This window comes from Verruconatronum alginivorum (assembly GCF_056590205.1).
The window spans coordinates 5,916,393-5,935,235 of sequence record NZ_JBWPVQ010000001.1 but is presented as its reverse complement, the minus strand read 5'-3'; the positions used below and the strand labels follow the sequence as shown (position 1 = coordinate 5,935,235).

Annotated in this window: 3 protein-coding genes; 2 read left to right on the top strand and 1 reads right to left on the bottom strand. The window is 62.2% G+C overall.

The window, feature by feature from the left end; translation table 11 throughout:
* Positions 1-4: 4 nt before the first annotated feature.
* The gene (locus ACWUI2_RS21865) at positions 5-334 is read right to left on the bottom strand and encodes a hypothetical protein (RefSeq protein WP_486984971.1); all 330 of its coding nucleotides are present in this window, start codon (positions 332-334) and stop codon (positions 5-7) included.
* On the opposite strand from ACWUI2_RS21865, the gene ACWUI2_RS21860 reads away from it, so the two are divergent.
* Both ACWUI2_RS21860 and ACWUI2_RS21855 read left to right on the top strand, forming a co-directional pair.
* Positions 335-16,288, top strand: coding sequence for an MBG domain-containing protein (locus tag ACWUI2_RS21860; protein WP_486984970.1), 15,954 nt, complete (start codon positions 335-337; stop codon positions 16,286-16,288).
* Positions 16,281-17,801, top strand: a complete 1,521-nt coding sequence (locus ACWUI2_RS21855) for a hypothetical protein (protein ID WP_486984969.1) — start codon at positions 16,281-16,283, stop codon at positions 17,799-17,801. The genes ACWUI2_RS21860 and ACWUI2_RS21855 overlap by 8 nt, the downstream gene beginning before the upstream one ends.
* Positions 17,802-18,843 lie beyond the last annotated feature (1,042 nt).

Below are 18,843 nucleotides of genomic sequence, written 5' to 3'. Positions count from 1 at the left end.
TCTGTTAACTTGTTAAATAGTTGTTATAAGTTTCCTTTGTTTTGGTCCCATTTTCATGAACTTTCGCGCGTCTCGGTCCGCCTTTTTCGCCGTTGCCATCTTTTGCTTTCTTTTTTCCAGGGGAGGCGGAACCGCTCAAGCCGAAGATATTCCTGCCGCCGCCGGTAATAGCACTGTTGCACCACCGCCGAATCCGGGCTTGTTTTTCCCGCTCGCGGAGGATCCGGAACTTGGCCCCGTCTGGCGTTCCCACCATGCCGCCGACAATGTCACGGTGCTTTTCTCCCAGCATGGAACCGCGTTTCACAGCGGCGGCGTTTCTTCGGTTCTTCAAGTGGCGGAATTCGGCCGGACGGGAGGGGCGAAGCGCGATCCGGGCGCCGTCACCGGGCTGACAGCCGAGGGAATCGAAGGAAACGTTTGGCGGACCGGCGTGAGCGAGCGTTTGGAGAACCTGCCGGATGGACTGAAGCAGACTTTCATCGTGCATGAAAAACCGGGCACAACCGGAGGCGATCTCGCGGTGAGCATCCGGGTTCTCGGCGGCCTGCGGGTCGCGGGGGTGGAACCGGAAGCGGTCCGTTTCTCGGGTGAAGGGGGGAAGACCGTGATCTACGACACACTCTTGGTTTACGACGCGACCGGACGACAGTTGCCGGCGCGGTTCGTTGCCAGCGGGGAGTCCGGGATGTTCGGCATCGAGGTCGACGACCGCGACGCGGTTTATCCGGTCGAAATCGATCCGGTTTTCCGACCGATGCGCCCCTTAGGGATGTTCGGCGAAGTGACCAGCGACCGGATGATCTTGGAAGAGCGGGGCACGGTGATCCGGATCGACCGCGACCTCTGCCTCGTCGGAGTTCCCGGGTACAATCTGGTTCAGCGGAGCCGAGACGATATGTCCGACGCCGCTTTTAACTTCGCCGACGAACTCTCGGGGGGAGTCGCAGGAGGATCCGGATACAGCGATCTGACGTTCCAGATGGTGACCTTGGGACTCGCCTTGTTGAACTGGCTGGAAGGCGGGCTCATCGAGGAGGTCGGAGCCGTATTCGTTTTCCGGTTTCGCGACGGAGCCTGGCAATACGAGGATGTTCTCAACGATTGGAGCCATGCGGCCCGGATGCTGCGCGGAGAAACGAGCCAAGCCAACCTGGAAGGCGGCCGTTTCGGGGAAAGCATCGCCTTGTCCAACTCCTCGATCATGATCGGCGCCCCTGGCATCCAAACCATGGCATGGGTGAATTACCTCGCTGGATACACTCAGATCAACGGCCCGAACGTCACCGGCGGGGTTTATTTCTTCCAGCGTCCGGCGAACGACGGCCCTTTCTTCGCTCCGGTCGCGTTCCGCAAGATCGACTCCGAGTTGGGAACGATCAGCTCCGTCACCGGCCTCGGCGGAACGCGTTATACTGAAGTCGGCCGGATGGTCGGAGTCGGGACCAACTACGCGGTGGCGGTTTCCGGCGGAGGTTTTGATCCGATGCAATTTCTCGCGATCGAAGATGGATACGGACCATGCAAACTCCACCATTTTCGGCGGTCGGGAAACAGTTGGGTCAAGTTGGCCGACGTCACCACCGACGTCGATTTCAAAGGCCGGGTGATCGACATCGCGATCCTCGGCGAGGAGGTTTTCCTGCTCGAAGAGGACGACTCCTTCGTCCATCTGCACCGCTACACCGCGCCGACTTCGTCCGCCCCTACGACGATCGACCTGTTGGCTTCCTGGGAGAATGCCGGAGCGGCGAAACTCTCCGCCCGAGGCGAGAGCGTCGTGGTCGGTTTGCCGGGATTGAACCAGTTCGCCTTGGTCGAGCAGTTGACGCCCGGTTCCTGGAACATCACCGAAATCGGCGCCCGGCCCGGAGAAACCCATACCGGCGAACACGTCGCCCATGGCGACGGGTTGATCGTCGTCAGCGCCCGCGCTTCAAACGAAACGCGGATCCATCTTTGGCAACGGGGCGACAACAACTGGACCTTGGCCGGATCGGAAACCCTGGAAGGACTGCATCCGTTGCGCGGTCTTGCGGCCGACGCCAACACCGTGGCGGCAATGGGACCAGCTCCCGGAAACTCCGCCCACAGCGAGGTCCGCTTGATGACCTACAACCGTCAGATCCGCGGCACTGCCTACTTCCCCGACGGAACTCCCGCGGGCAATCAACATCTGCAACTTTTCCGTCACGGCCTGGAGATCCCGGCGCATGCGGCCGGACTGTCCGACGGCGCGAGAATCGTTCCGGTTTTCGATCCGCCATGGACGCTGAACACCACGGAAGGGGCCTCGCTTCGCTTTTGGGTGCCCGACCATATCCGTTTTTTGGATGATTTCGAACTCGAGTTGGAACTGGAAGACATTCCGTCGGACATGACCGGCCGGACCTTGGTGGTGATGGCGGAGTTGCCGCTGCAGAAATGGACCTGGTATGGCAACGAACGTTTCGAACGACCGGGACTCGGGACCGCCCGGATTCCGTTTCGCAACGGCACCGCCAAGCAGTCGCTCTGGTTCGGGGGCGGATTTCATTTCTTTGCCAATCAAAACAACGTCACCACCGCCGGCGAGTGGAACCTCCGCCTCTTTTTAACCGGCACCAACCGCGGGACGATGTCCTACGGTCGGATCAAATCGGCCCGGTTGATTTTGAAACAGGCCGACGGCGGCTCGGATTACGTGTTGACCGGATCGGACGGATCGTTCGAGTTCGCCGACCTGCCGCCCGGCCGCTTTTCGGTCGGTCCGTTCCATGACCGCTACCGTGGTTCGACCGGAGACATTCGGCTCCAAACTCAGGCCGTGGTGGAAGGCGCCCGGCTCGACTTCGTCGGGAACCTCAGTTTGCGGGGAGTCCTGCGGACGGAATCGGACAACCCGATCGCCGGGGCGGTCGTGACTCTTGGAGGAGTCAGTTCCGTGACCGATGAAAACGGCGGCTTCTTCCTCGACGGCTTGTCCCCCGGAATGCAAATGCTGCGGGTCGAAGGGGATTGGCTCAATCACCTCGGCACCCCGATCGAACGGGAAGTCGACCCATCCTTCACCGAATTCCTGACGGTCCGGGCCTATCCGACGGCCGCGCCCTTCGCGGTTCCCGTCGTTTCGGCCACCGGCCAACCGTTGGCCAACGTCCAGGTGCGGGTGACGGGACCCTTCGGATACGACCGTCTGCTGACGACCGACGCGGACGGTGTTTTGCACCTGACCGGCTGGAACGAGCTCTACCCGGGGCTTTATCCCGGAGATTACCGAATCCTCGGCGTCTCGTCGGCCTACGACTGGCCGGTGGGGGGGATCGCTATATCGTATCCTGTCGACGGCGACATCCCGCCATTCGGTGCGATCGGCTCCACGCTGGCGGTCGACGTATCCGAGGTTGGAATACAAAGACCCGGGCAACCGGTCCTGATCACCCGATCGACCGGCGGATCGAATCTCACCCTCGCTCAAGCAACTCCCGGATCGGCCGTGATGATCGACTATCGCGGAGAAAAGGAGGTCGAGGTCGGAACGCTCACCTTCACCGGTCAGGAATTCGACACGATCCGGTCCCTGCGCTTCTACCATCGGGACACCGCCCACAACTCGGTCTATGACAACGCTCCGTTCACCTACGTGTTGATCGGACCTGACGGAGACGAGTTGGTCTTCGATTCGGCCCAGGAGACGCTGGTCGGCTTCGATCACGTCTACACCCGGACCGACACCAGCCACGCTTGGGCGGGCCGGCGGGCGCCCGGGGAATACCGGTTGGTCGTCCGATTCCCCAACTATGTGGTTTGGCAACCGGTCTGGAGCGCGTGGCGACTCGAGTTGAACATCCGCCGCCACAACGTCGACCGTCGCGAAGTGGCGGTGACGGATTCGACGGGCATAGCCCGATTCTACGACTTGCCTGGCGGCAATTACTTCATCCTCCCCGCGACGAGACTCGGCGGGGGAACCACGGCGGCGGAGCACCAGGAGTTGGCAAGGGCTCAACCGAAATTGTGGCGCTATTCACGGGAACTCGTTTCGATCCCGGTCGGAAGCGATTCCGAGGCCGAGATCGAGCTGACCCGGATGAACCGGATTTCCGGCGATGTCCGGGTCCGCGGGAACGCGTTGGCGGGAGTCGAAATCCGTGCCATCGATGGGGATACAAACACCATCTTGCGCCGCACGGTGACGCCCCTCGACGGATCGTTCGCCCTGGAACAGATCCCTTCCGGCAACGTCCGGTTGGAGGCGATTCGCTCCGGCTTCACGTTGGAGACCGAGACCGGCGAGTGGGCGCCGTTGACCGGTGATGTTTCCGGCGTCCTCTTCGTGGCCGGAGCCAACACGAAGATCGGCGGTACTGTGGTCGACGCCGCCGGAATACCGGTCTCCGGGGTGGGGGTCATCCTCCGCCCGGTGAACGGCGTTTTTCATGGCAACACCGGAACCTACGTCCAGAGCGCCTGGACGGAATTCGAGCTGGAAGTGGATAGTAACGCGCTGATCCAGGATCTGACCTTACGCCTCTTCACCAGCTACGCCAATGAGGAGGTTCACCTGATCCACCCGGACGGCACCTTGGTTCGGATCGAACGTCATAACAACGAAACGCTCGGAAACCGGATGTTCAACGACCGGTTTCCGCCGATGTTGCTCGACACTTTTTACACCGGCAACACCGAGTTTGCGCCGGTCGATCCGTTCTCCCGATTGCATGGCAAACCGGCCGGGGGAACATGGACCCTCCGGCTCTACGGCCTTTGGTCGGGGACGCACACCGTTCACGACTGGAGCTTGGAGATCGAACCGATGCGGCCGGCGGAACAGCGGTTCGAACGCCATATGCTGACGGATGAAAACGGCGAATACCTCTTCGCCGGCCTGGCCCCCGGTTTTTACGAAATCATTCTCGACAGCGACCTCTGGTGGTTCTCCGGAAACAACTGGTCGGTCGACACCTCGACGACAAACGAATCGAATTTCGCGGCGACCGCCGTTTATCCAGAGATCGAAGTCGTGGTGACCGACGACGGTGGAGTGCCGGTTGCCGGGGCCACGGTTTGGGCGGCCGCCGAAGGGAAAACCTTTCAGGCTTCGACCGGGGGCGACGGCGTGGCGGTGGTGGAGATTCCGTCGCGCACGGCCGGCACCGTTCGAGTGGTGGCCGGCGAGGCCTGGTTCACCGAACCGGAAACCGCGCCGTTCGACACCACCGCGGGAGAACCGGTCAGTCTCACCTTCGTCCGGCATCCGCGAATGGACCCGGGAGTGACAATCGCGTCACCGAATTATCAATACCCGGCGACATTGACCCATGCCGACTTCGCTCCGCAGGCATCGGTGACCGGCGAGTTCACCTTTGGGGTCGCCGACGGGTCCCCATTGACGCCGGGCGTCCTGGAGGTCGGTTGGGAGTTTGTGCCGGATGACCTGCGGCGCTTCTTCGCGACCTCGGGAAGCGTCGATGTTTCCGTGACCCGGGGCGAAGCCGAAATCATCCCGGGAGATCTGGCGCAGGTCTATGACGGGACTCCGCGCGAGGTCTCCTTTGTCACCGTTCCGCCCGGGCTCCCGGTGAGCGTGACCTATCCCGGGGGCAGCGCGCCGGTAATGCCCGGAGTTTACCCGGTGGAACTGGTGGTCGACACGCCGACCTACTTCGGGACCGCATCAGCCGAATTGACGGTGGGGCGGGCGACGGTGCAGATCGGTTTTCCCGAAGCCGTGGACGGGGTGATTCGCCGGATCGTCGGAGAACATGGAGCATCTTTTGAGGTGACGGTCGACCCGTCCGGATTTTCCCCGACGCTGACCTTCGAGTCGGCCCCGGGAACGGCTTCCTACGGGCCCACTTCGGTGCCGCCGGATCAAGTCGGAAATTACCGTTTGACAGCCACCGTCGACGCCGAAACCCACGCGGGGACGGCGACGGTCGATTACCAGGTTCTTCCGGAAGAGGTGGAGGTTTACTTTCCGGAAGCGGTGGATGGAGTCGTCCACCGTGTCTTCAGCGGCGCGGCACAACCGGCGGTGACGGCGGCTACCACGCCATCCGGGGTCGAAGTGAACGTCGTGTATTCGGGCACCGGTAACGACGGCCTTTCTTTCGGTCCGTCGGGGAACCCTCCGGTGAACGCGGGAACCTACACTGTGACGGCGACGGTTGTCGGCGAGGCGATCACCGGTTCCGCGACAGTGGAACTCGAAATCGCCCGGGCTCCCGCCAACCTGATCGAGGTGCAACCGACGACCGGAATCCAGGCCGGGGACTTGATTGACCTTGATGATTATTTTTCATCAAACGGCGGAGAAATCGCGTGGAAGATCGAACCAGGGAACTTGAACGCGGTTTGGCTGAGCGATGTCGTCACCTGGGGCGGGGCGGCCACGAATGGAGCGCCCGCGCGGGCCCTGGATTTGATCGTGAACGGTTGGGGCGGCATTGCCCTGGTTCCCGGAGGGAAAGCCGTGGGGTGGGAAGTTTATAACGGACGCGTGTTCGAATGGGAGAACATCGGAGCGATCGGACACGGTAATCTGGACTTTGGCCCTGGGGCTTGGGTGGCCTTGGAGGATGGAAGCGAGGTGCGTCACTTCTTGATCAATTCCTCCCAGTCCTACGTGGCATACGAACTTCCGGCGGAGTTCGCCTTCAACGTGAAGGCGATCGCTTCCGGCGACCGGCACTGTTTGGTTCTGTCGAACGATGGCCGTCTCGCCATGGTCGTTGGGACCGGCGACACGTTCGGGCTTGCCGCGATCCCGGCCGGGTTGGAAGAAGCCGAGGTGATCGCGATCGCTTCCGGACGAAACCATGTGTTGGCCCTGACCGTCGACGGACAGGTCTACGCCTGGGGAGACAACGGCAACGGGCAAACCGGCGTGCCGAGCCTCGGTCAGGCGGCGAAAGGGATCGGTGCCGGCTGGGACACCAGTGTGGCTATTCTGTCGGACGGCACCGCCGTCTCCTGGGGAGCGATGGGTGGCGTTTCCGGAACCGGAGCGCCTTTCCGGGCGGCGGAAGCGGGCGCGGATTTCGTTTTGTTTCTCGGTGAAGATGGACGCGTCCATGGTACCGGCGGCGGACCGGCGGCCGATGTTCCGGCGGCCGCCCGCGAGGGAGTCGACCGGGTCCGCGCCCACTGGGGGGCGGCGGCGGCGTTGAAGCCGACCACCCAACTGGAGGTCCGTTCCGCCGGAACGGCGAACCTGGTCGCGACGATTCCGCAAACCGCCAACGTGGAGGCGGGCGAGGTCGAAATCACCTTCAATGTTTCTCAGCGGCAGGCCTGGGTGATGCTGGATGGGTTTGATTCAGGTGTGATTCAGCGCACCTTCAACGGTATCCCCGTGGTGGCACCGGTCGCGACGACGGAACCAGAAGGGGTGGCGGTCGCGGTGAGGTATTCCGGGGAGGCGAACGATGGCACATTGTATGGTCCGTCGGATACGCCGCCGACCTTGGCCGGAACCTACACCATCACAGCCGAAGTGGAAGATCCCCGTTTCGAAGGATCGCTGGTCTTGCCTTTGATGATCGGGAAAGCACCTGTTTCGCTGTCGTTCGGAAACCTGGAGACGGTTTTCGACGGGTCGCCCAAAGTGCCGACGATCACGACCGGTCCCGCCGGCCTGGCGGTGAACCTCTGGTACGACGGGCAAGAGGAACCGCCGGTCGAGCCGGGGACCTATTTGGTCACGGCCGAAGTGGTGGATTCGAATCACACCGGAAGCGGGGACGCGACGCTGGTCATCGACCGTGCCCCGCAATCGGTGTCGCCCGACTTGCCCGCCACGGCATTGTTCGGTGCCGGACCTATCGTGTTACCGACGGAATCGTCGGCCGGACTTCCGGTGTCCCATGAAGTGATATCCGGCCCTGGCACGGTGACCGAGGGAGGACTCTCCCTGGACGGCGCGGGGGTGATCGTGTTGCGGAGTTTCAGCGAGGCGACGAGCAGGTATTACTTCGCCGAATACGAGACGACCATCACGGTCGCGCCGGCCGAAGCGACGGTTCAAATCGTCCAACCGTCCGAGGCGCTGGTCTACGACGGCTTCGGGAAATCGTTAGAAGTGGTGACCGATCCTCCGGGATTGCCCGTTTCGGTGACCTATGCCGGTTCTCCGGCGAACCCGGTGAACGCGGGAACCTACTCGGTCGTGGCAACGGTGAACCATCCGAATTACAGCGGTTCGGCTACCGGAACGATGACGATTCGCCGGGCGGCGCCGGTGTTCTCATGGTTCAATCTGGAACATGTCTACGACGGCGAACCGAAGAAAGTTTTGGTCCTGACCTCCCCGGCAGACTTGAATTTGGTGCTCGATTATATGGCGTCGACGATCGAGCCCGGAAACGTGACGGTGTTCGCCACGGCGAGCGGGCCAAACCATTTCGGCGAAGAATCGGCGGTCATGATCATCGACCGGGCGCCGCAGACGATCGATTTTCCGGAGCTCTCCGATGCGGTCGTCGATGACGAACCGATTCAACTTGAGGCGATCGCCAGTTCCGCCCTGGCCGTGCAATACGCGGTTTTGTCCGGCCCCGCCTGGGTCAGTCATTCCGGGGTGTTGACGATCACCGGGGCGGGAGAAGTGACGGTCGAGGCGCGGCAGGCGGGTAATTTCTTCTACCATCCGGCGACGCCGGTGACCCGTTCGTTCGCCGTGGCCAAGCGGGAAGTCGAAATCGGGGTCACGTTGCCTCCGAACCTGGTCTACAGCGGGACGCTGAAGGAGGCGGTCGCATTCTCGACCGAACCGTACCGGATCGCCGCTTCGCAGATCCAAATCACCTATAACGGATCGTCCACTCCACCGGTGGACGCGGGCACCTATGAAGTTGTCGCCACGGCGGAAACCGCCAACCATACCGCCCACTATTCCACCATCATGGTGATCGAGCGGGCTGAACCCGGAATCAGCATCGATCCATATTACGAATACACCGGGCTCCCGGTTGATCTACGGATCACGGTGACGCCGGGTTCGCTCCCGTTTACCGTCGATTTCCCGGGATTCGACGGAGTCCCGGTGGACGCCGGTGACTTCACGGCGCGGATCACGGTCGATTCGGAGAACCACTACGGTTCACGGGAGCAGGCGATCGAAATCAGGCCCGTTTACGCGTCGATCTCGGTGGCGGCGAACCGCCTTCCCTATACCGGAGGCGACCAATTGCCGGAAGTGATCACCGATCCGCCCGGTTTGAACTACAATTTGACGGTCAATCCCCATAGTCCGTGGGGACCACCAACCACGCATTTGCGTCACGTCGGGAGTTATCTGGTGACCATTGTCATCGACGATCCGAACCATCTCGGCGAGCGGACGTTGTTCGTGTATGTCGATCCGGCCGAGGTGGTCTATCATATCGACGAAGGACCGCTCGTTTTCCATGGCGGTTCCCAGCGCTCCTTCCTGACCACCGAGCCGGCGAACGTCCCGCTGCAATGGACGATTGAGCGGAACGGGGTGCCGGTGGCCGACATCGTCGACGCGGGAGAATACGTTTATTCGGTTTCCCCGACCGATCCCGGATTCCTGGGCGGCACATCGGGAACGGTGACCATCGTGCCGGCTCCGTTGGAAATCGAAGTGACCGGGCTGGAAGGCGTTTATAATGGAAACGCCTGGATGCCGCAGGTAACTGTCTCGCCCGCCGGAATCCCGGTGGAGACGATTTTGCGCCGGGACGGAAATGTCGTGGAGGAAGCGGTCGACGCCGGGGTTTACGCGGTGGTGGTGGAGTCGTCAGATTCCAACTACGCCGGAACATTTTCAGGCGAATTGGTCATCGCCAAGGCGTCCCATACGCTTTCGTTTCTGGCGCCGGAATCGTTGCCGGTTTGGGAAACGGTTTCGCTGGATGCGGTTTCGAGCGCCGGCCAACCGGTCGGATTGCGAATTGTCGAAGGAAGCGGGAGGTTGGAGGGGAACCAATTCACCGGAACCGAGATCGGGACGGTTGTCGTCGAAGCCTACTACGAAGAATCCCTCAACTTCGAAAGCGCCGCGTCGATTCTCCGCCAGATCGTGATCGAGGGGGAGCCGGCGACAGTGACACTTGCCGGACTTGAGCAAGGATTCGATGGCCAACCGAAAACCGTCGAGCCGACGACGGATCCGGCGGGATTGCAGGTTGTGGTCTGGTATGACGGCAGCGAGACGCCGCCGGTGAATGCCGGAAGCTACATGGTGGAAGCGGTTGTCGTGGAACCCGGTTTCAGCGGCCGGGCGGAAGGAGTCCTGGTGGTTTCGCCGGCGACCGCCGAAATCACCGTCGGACCATTCGCTCCGATTTACGACGGCACCCTGCAGGCACTGCCGGTGGTGACCGTCCCGGAAGGGTTGGCCTTTGATATCACCTATTGGAAAAATGGGACGGAGACTGCGCCGGTCGACGCCGGATCTTATATGGCGGACGTGGAAATTCTGGATACGAACCACATCGGATTAGCCTCCTTTCCGTTTACCATCGGCCGGGCCGAGCCTTCCATCGTTTTTCCGGAGGAGGAAGATGGCGTGGTGGTCCGTCCCGAGACCGGAGAACCGGTCGCTCCGGTGGAGTTTGCGGTGACCCCCGAAGGACTTGGAACAAGTATCGTCTACCGGAGGGTTTTCCCGGACGAGGGCTACGAATCGTCGGAGCCTCCGTCGGAAGGCGGGATCTACGAAGTGACGGTCGAGGCGAGCGGACCAAATCATTTCGGCGTGGCCACCATCGATTTGGTGGTGGGAACGAATCAAGTCACCTTCGCTCTGGCTGAAACCGAAGGAAATGTGGTTTACCGCACCTTCACCGGAGAACCGGCGGCTGCGCCGGAGGTGATCGTTCATCCGGCGGGCGTGCCCTTCACGGTCACCTACAACAACGATTGGGATTTCTCCCAGATTCCGCCGATCAACGCGGGGGCCTATGAGGTGAAAATTGAATCGGCGCATCCGTCGTTCACCGGGGAGATGGATTTCTTCATGGTCATCGCGCAGAAGGAAATCGAAGTCGGCTTTGAAACGCTGCAAGTGACTTACGATGGATCGCCCCATCGCCCGGTGCCGGTGACCGAAGCCGACGTGGCCATGGTGACGATCGCTTTCGCCCATTCCGGAGGCGATCCGGTCGAGCCGGGTTCGTATCCGTTTTCCGCGGTCATTTGGGATCAGAATTTCACGGGATCCACGGAGGCGGTTTTCGTGATCGACCGGATCGTGCAGAGTGTCGACCCCGGCCTTCCGGAAACCGTCAAAGCCGATGTCGGAACTCTTGAGTTGCCGGAGTTCTCCTCGGTGGGGCTACCGGTGAGTTATCAAGTTCTTTCGGGACCCGCCACCCTGGGATCAGGCGGTCTGACCATCCACGGGATGGGGGAGGTCCGGTTGCGGGCTTTCCAAGCTGGAGACGCGCATCACCATCCGGCCGAGACCGTGGTGGTCCTGACCGTGGAAGCGCCGACGATCACATTGGTCCTGCCGGATATTCCTCCGGTCTACGACGGAGAGGCGAAAGGGGTGCAGGTGGTTACGAATCCGCCAGGCCTGCCGGTGGTGGTGACCTACGACGGTTCGTCTGAGTTGCCGGTCAACGCCGGGAGCTACGAAGTGGTGGCCGCGGTCGATCATCCGGATTACGAAGGAGAGGCGAGTGGGACGTTGGTCATCCTTCGGGCGGGCGTCGAATTCGTTTGGAGCGGTCTCACCCACGTTTACGACGGAGTGCCGAAGGAAGCGGTTGTCGAAACCGTTCCGGCTGGTCTGCCGGTCACGCTCGTCTACGGCGGGGAAACGGTTCTTCCGGGGCAAATCACCCTCACGGCGACGGTCGACAGCCTGAATCACTATGGAATGGGTCAAGCCGTCATGTCGATCGAGCGGGCGTCCCAAACTCTTGATTTCCCGGAGATCGCCGACGGCATCTTCGGGGATGACCCGGTCGAATTGGCCGCGACGGCCAGTTCCGGCCTGGCGGTCGAATATCAGGTGGTGGCGGGGCCGGCGGTGGTCGAGGTGGGATCGCGTCTACGCTCGACCGGAGCCGGTCAAGTGACGGTGCGCGCCATCCAACCCGGTGATCACCGGTTTCTGGCGGCGGCGCCGGTGGAGCAAACGGTCGAATTCGCGAAACGGGAGGTCCAGATCGGAATCATGTTGCCATGGAACCTGGTCTACGACGGCGGGCCGAAGGTCGCGAATGGATCGACCACCGACGCCGGGAGAATCCACCCGAATTCCATCGCAATCACTTACGACGGATCTCCCGACCCTCCGGTTAATGCCGGCATTTACACCGTCGAAGCAACGGCGGAAAACGCCAATTATTTCGGGTACGCGACGGCCACAATGGAGATCACCCGGGCTCCGGTGACCTTCACCGCGTCGCCATTTTTCGACTACACCGGCGAACCGATCGAATTGGCGGTCACGACCAATCCGGCCGGATTGCCCTACACGGTCGAATTCGTCGGGCTCGACGGTCCTCCGACCGACGCCGGCGAGTACGAAGTGAGACTGATCGTCGATGAACCAAACTATTATGGCCTCCGGGAGATGCTGGTGTGGATTGACCACATCTGGGTGACCCTGACGCTCGGACCATTGAGATTGAATTACACCGGGGAAAACCAATTGCCGGTGGTCACGACCGATCCACCCGACGTGCCGTTGCGCTACACGTTCACGCCTCTTTATCCGGAGCGGGATCCGGTGCCATACCTCCGGGACGTCGGGACCTACCGGATGGTCGTCGCGGTCGATAATCCGAATTACTGGGGCAGCCGCACTGCCACGGTTTACGTCGATCCGACCGAGGTTATTTACACGATGGACGACAGTCCGTTGATCTACGACGGAACACCGAAACTCCCCGGCTTGACCACCGAACCGGCGAACGTCCCTCTTCAGTGGCAGATCAGCCGTAGCGGGAGCACCGTTGCCGAGGCCGTCGCGGCCGGGACCTACGCGTTTTCGGTGTCGTCGACGGATCCCGGGTTCCAGGGAAGCCTGAGCGGGAATTTCGTGATCCAGCCTGCGCCGTTGTCGGTCCAGATCACCGGACTTTCCCATTCCTACACGGGCGGGGCGGTGACTCCAACGCTCACGGTGGACCCGGAGGGAGTGCCGGTTACGGTCGTTCTGCGTCGGGATGGCGTGGTCGTCGCGGAGGCGGTCGACGCGGGATCTTACGACGTGGAGGTGATGTCCGCGGATTCCAACTACGCGGGCGGCGCCACGGCGACGCTGGTCATTGGCAAGGCGATCCAAACCATTCAATTCAACCCTCCGGCGACGATCGATCTGCTCCGGCCAGTATCGCTCGAAGCGACGACTTATTCCGGTCAATCGGTGGAGTTTCGGCTTCTTTCCGGGGCCGCGACGCTCGACGAAACTACGCTGACCGGAACCGAACCCGGAACCGTAGTCGTGGAAGCGGTCGCGCCGGAGACGGGCAACTTCCAGGCGGCGGCGCCGGTGGTGCGGGAAATCGAAGTGGTCGGGCAAACCGCGGAGGTCATTTTGGAGAACCTTCTGCAAGTCTATGACGGAGGGGAACGACCGGTGACGGTTGCCACGGTTCCGGAAGGACTGGCGGTGACGATTCATTACAACGGGTCGCCGGCGATTCCGGTCGATGCGGGGAGTTACGAGGTGGTCGCGACGGTGGCCGAGCCCGGATTTATCGGGACGACCACCGGGACGCTGGTCATCGCCCCGCGAGAGGCCGAAATCAGCGTCGCGCCGTTCGAGCCGGTTTTTAACCAGAATATCCATACGCTGCCGGTGGCGACAGTGCCGTCGGGGTTGGCCTATGAAATCGTCTATACCCGTGAAGGAAATCCGGCGGAACCGCGGGATGCGGGAACGTATCAGGCGGAGATCGAAATCGTCGACCCGAACCATTTCGGAACGCGGACGGTTTCATTCCAGATTCTCCCCGCCCCGGCGATCGTCGGATTCCCGGAGTTGATCGAGGGCATAATCACCCGTGCCGCCACCGGATCCGCGGTGGAGCCGGTGACGGTGACCACCGAACCGGCCGGATTGGACGTGGCGGTTCTCTATCGGGGGATTTTTCCCGACGCCGAATATCTATCCTCCGAACCCCCGACCGCCGCCGGGCATTACCGGGTGGAGGCGACCGTCGCCGACGCGAATCACATCGGATCCGGGGAAGCCGAGCTGCAAGTCGGAGATTTGATTGTGGTGTTCGACGCCCCCGAAGCGGTCGACGGGCGGATCATCCGCGTTTACAACGGAACCGCCGCGGATCCGGTGACGGTATTGGTGTTGCCGGAAGGTATCGAATATTCGGTGACATACTTCGGGATTTCGAACGGTGGGGTCGTCCATGGACCAAGTCCGATTCCGCCGGTGAACGCGGGCACCTACCAGGTCGCGGTGCGACCGGTCTCCGACTATTACGACGGCGGGCTCGATTTGGAGTTTGTCATCGAACGGGCCGTGAGGGAAGTGGCGTTGGTTTCGCCGGAAAACGTATCGATCGGGGAAAATTTCCGGTTGAGTGACCTGGCGGGCGGCAACGACGGCGCGTTGGCGCGGGTGACCTTGGTGGAAGGGCCGGTCCGGAGCAGCCAATTCTTCAGTTGGGGCAACTGGCAGGCGGCGGGAGCGGCTCTTTCCTTGCCGGGGGTGCTGGACCACGGCGTCGAGCACTTCGATGTCTCCCATCACGGCAATGTGGCGGCGATGACCGGAGGTTGGGTTTTCGCCTGGGGGAATGACTGGATGGGAGAGAACAATCCGCCGATGCATTTTGGGGGAGCGGTGCGGGTGGCGGCCGCCCAGTATTCGCGGGCGGCGGTGAACTCGGCGGGATTTGTCGCGGCATGGGGATGGGCGAATCAGAACCAAACCAGCGTCCCGGCCGACATCCAGGGCAAGGTGGTCGACATCGCCGCCGGGGATTATCACTACGTCGCCCTCCTCGATGACGGCAACGCCCGGGCATGGGGAAGCGTCACCACCGTGCCGGCCGATATCAACGCCCGCAATCTCGTCGCGGTCGCGGCCGGTGGAAGTGCCTCGGGGGCAGTCGACGACGAAGGACGGGTGCATGTCTGGGGATCCGGGGCGCCGACGCCGGTTCCGAGCGCGGCGCAATCGAACGTGACCAAGCTTGGCCTCGTGTTCGGCGGAGCGATGGCACTCCGCGACGACGGAGTATTGGTCGCCTGGGGAGCCGCCCCGGAGGTGCCGTCCGCCATCCAGGGATCGGTGGTCGATTTCGCCTTCCACTACGATCATGGACACGCCATTTTGACCGACGGACGGCTTGTCTCCTGGGGATATGATTCCGCGCTGCTCAATTCGCCTCAGGAGTTGCGGGTGGCGGGAGCCAATGTCGACGCCATCGCGGCGGGCCAACACCACGTGCTGGTTCGCGCGGCGGGGGAAAACGCGACGATCACCGGAGCCGGGATGATCCGGGTTCTGGTGACGATCGACGCGACCGACAATTATCTCGGCTTCTCCTACGAATACGCGTTCCCCGTCGGTGGTCTGTTGGCGAGCATCGGCCCGGGCGACGTGGTGGTGACCTATGGCGAACCGTTTACCTTCACTTCCAGTGCGAGCGGCGTGCCGCCTTACACGTATCAATGGTTTCGTGACGGCCAACCGATCCCGGGGGCGATCGCGGAGACGCTGGATCTTCTCTCGGTTGACGGGGGCGACGAAGGGACTTACACCTTGTCCGTCGCCGATCAACACGGCGAGACGATCAGCGCTCCGGTGGTCTTGCAAGTCGCTCCGGTGGCCCGGCCCGACACGGTGGAAGGTAAGGCGGGCGAACCGGTGAAGTTCACGGTGGCTTCGTTGTTGGCCAACGATTCGGCGGCTGGAGACGGCAGTCTGAGTTTCCAATGGCTCTCGCCGATGAGCGACCGCGGGGGCGAAGTCGTGCGGCAAGGGAACTGGATCTTCTATTTCCCGCCGGACGACATCGGCGAGCCCGACACGTTCTACTACGAAATCGTGGATGGCCGCGGCCTGACCGGTTTCGGTCAGGTGACGATCGTTTCGGCGAAGAAAGCGCCGCCGCCCGGACGAAGTCTGGTATCGATCCGACAGGATCACGACGCCGGGGGGATGCGGGTGACCTTTGCGGGGATCCCCGGAGCGCAGTATCAGATCGAAACTTCCGGCAATCTGGTCGATTGGGAGACGGTTGCCTCGACGACGGCCGGACCGAACGGAGTCTATGAATATTTGGATACGGAAACCGGCGTGGCGATGCGTTTCTACCGGAGCCGCCGGGTATCGGGAGGATCTCAACATGAGTAAAAAACGGATACGGATCGAACGGCTTCTCGGAATCAGCGGGGCGGTGGCTCTTTTCGCCGCATTCGGCGATGGGATCGCCCATGGGGCGACCTTTTTGATCGAGCGTCATTTCACCGGGCTCTCGCAGGCGATTCCCGACGGCCATGCATTGGTGAACGCCCGCTCGATCGACGCGGGCGACGTCACCATCGAGCATCTGCGGGTTCACCTGACGATCGCCGGGGTCTCCGCGACCGATCCGGCCTTCAACGGCGACTATTTCGTCTCGTTGGCCCACGAACACGGCGGATATGCGGTGCTGGCCAATCGGGTGGGACGGGCGACCACGACCGGACTCGGCGCCTTCGGCTACGACGACAACGGCTTTCGGGTCGTGTTCGACGACCATGCCGCCCATGACATCCATTGGTATCGGGACGTCTGGCAAAGTCCGTTGCCCGGCGCCGCGACCCCCGTGACCGGCACCTGGCAACCTAGCGGGCGGGTGGCGCTGCCTCACGAAGTGACCGGCGCGACCGACCGGACCGCGTTTCTTGACTCCTTCGCCGGAACGGCGGCCAGTGGCTTGTGGTGGCTCACGGTCGAAGACACCTCCTGGGGAGGCTCGGGCGTTCTCGAATCGTGGGGAGTGACGATGCGGGTTTCGACCGGGGAGGGTGGAGCGCTTCGTTTGACGGAAGGTGATCGGGTCGATGTCACCGAACGACTCGTTCTCAGCGGTCCGGTCGAACTCGGCGGAACCGCCACTTTCTCCGGAAGTCACGACGTCGAGTTGACCGGCAACCTCCGGGGCGGGGGCAACTTGGTCTTCCAAGGAAGCGGCACCCTCGTTTTGAGCGAAGGAAGCGACGAATTCTTAGGGAACGTGGAAGTCGCGAGCGGCCGCCTGAGGGTCGTCAACCGCGAAGGAAGTGCGACCGGATCCGGTTCGGTGGCGGTCATCGGGGAGGGAACGGTATCCGGCACCGGCCGGATCGGCGGAAACCTCCTGGTCGCCCAAGGAGGAACCCTGGCTCCCGGCGAAAGCCCGGGGGCCTTGACCGTCAGCGACCTCGAATGGGGGTCCGGCGGCAGCTATCAATGGGAAATCAATCTCGCCCACGGAATGGCCGGGGAAGATCCCGGTTGGGACTTGATTGTCGTGGAAAACCAACTGGCGGTCACCGCGACGGAGTCCGATCCGTTCGTCATCCAACTGATTTCGCTTCAATCCGACAACACCCCCGGCCCCTTGGACGGATTCCAGTCGACCCAGAGCCAATCGTGGCTGATCGCCTCGGTCGGGACGGTGACCGGATTCTCGCCTGGCACGGTGTTGTTGGACGAAACCGGATTCTGGCAATTCAATCAGCAAGCCAACGGCTGGCATCTGACACTCAGCGCGGCGGAAGGTGGGATTTATCTCAACTACATCCCGGAATTCCGCTTCTACGGATTCTTTGCCGGAATCCTCGGACTGATCGCCGCGCTGGCCTTCCGACGGCGTGCCGGCAAGGCCAGCATCCCGCGCTGAGCGTGTGCGAATATCATGGAATGAAACCTGGTTTTCGAGGCGGAGCCTCTTTGGAGTGCTCCGCGTCCCCGCGGAGCTTTCGAGTAAGCGGAAGAGGTCCGGCCGTCGAATGGCTGCCGGGCGTGCGGTTGTCGCCGACCGTTCGAAAGCGGTGCGGGGACGCACCGCACTCCAAAGCGCTTCGCGCGAAGAGAGAACAACCAGAAAGACCTGGTTTTCGAGGCGGAGCCTCTTTGGAGTGCTCCGCGTCCCCGCGGAGCTTTTGAGTAAGCGGAAGGGCTCCCCCGTCGAATGGCTGCCGGGCGTGCGGTTGTCGCCGACCGTTCGAAAGCCGTGCGGGGACGCACCGCACTTGCTCCAAAGCGCTTCGCGCGAAGAGAGAACAACCAGGAAGAACTGGTTTTCGAGGCGGAGCCTCTTTGGAGTGCTCCGCGTCCCCGCGGAGCTTTCGAGTAAGCGGAAGGGCTCCGGCCGTCGAATGGCTGCCGGGCGTGCGGTTGGCGCCGACCGTTCGAAAGCGGTGTGGGGACGCACCGCACTCCAAAGCGCTTCGCGCGAAGAGAGAACAACCAGAAAGACCTGGTTTTCGAGGCGGAGCCTCTTTGGAGTGCTCCGCGTCCCCGCGGAGCTTTTGAGTAAGCGGAAGGGCTCCCCCGTCGAATGGTTGCCGGGCGTGCGGTTGTCGCCGACCGTTCGAAAGCGGTGCGGGGACGCACCGCACTCCAAAGCGCTTCGCGCGAAGAGAGAACAACCAGAAAGACCTGGTTTTCGAGGCGGAGCCTCTTTGGAGTGCTCCGCGTCCCCGTGGAGCTTTCGAGTAAGCGGAAGGGCTCCGGCCGTCGAATGGCTGCCGGGCGTGCGGTTGTCGCCGACCGTTCGAAAGCGGTGCGGGGACGCACCGCACTCCAAAGCGCTTCGCGCGAAAACCTGATCGCCCTGCAACCCGCATGAACAGTGAAGTTTCATCAGAGTTGTGAATAATTATTTTAAATCATGAAAAAAAGGGCTTGCATTGCTTGAGGGAGATTTGTAACCTCTTCTT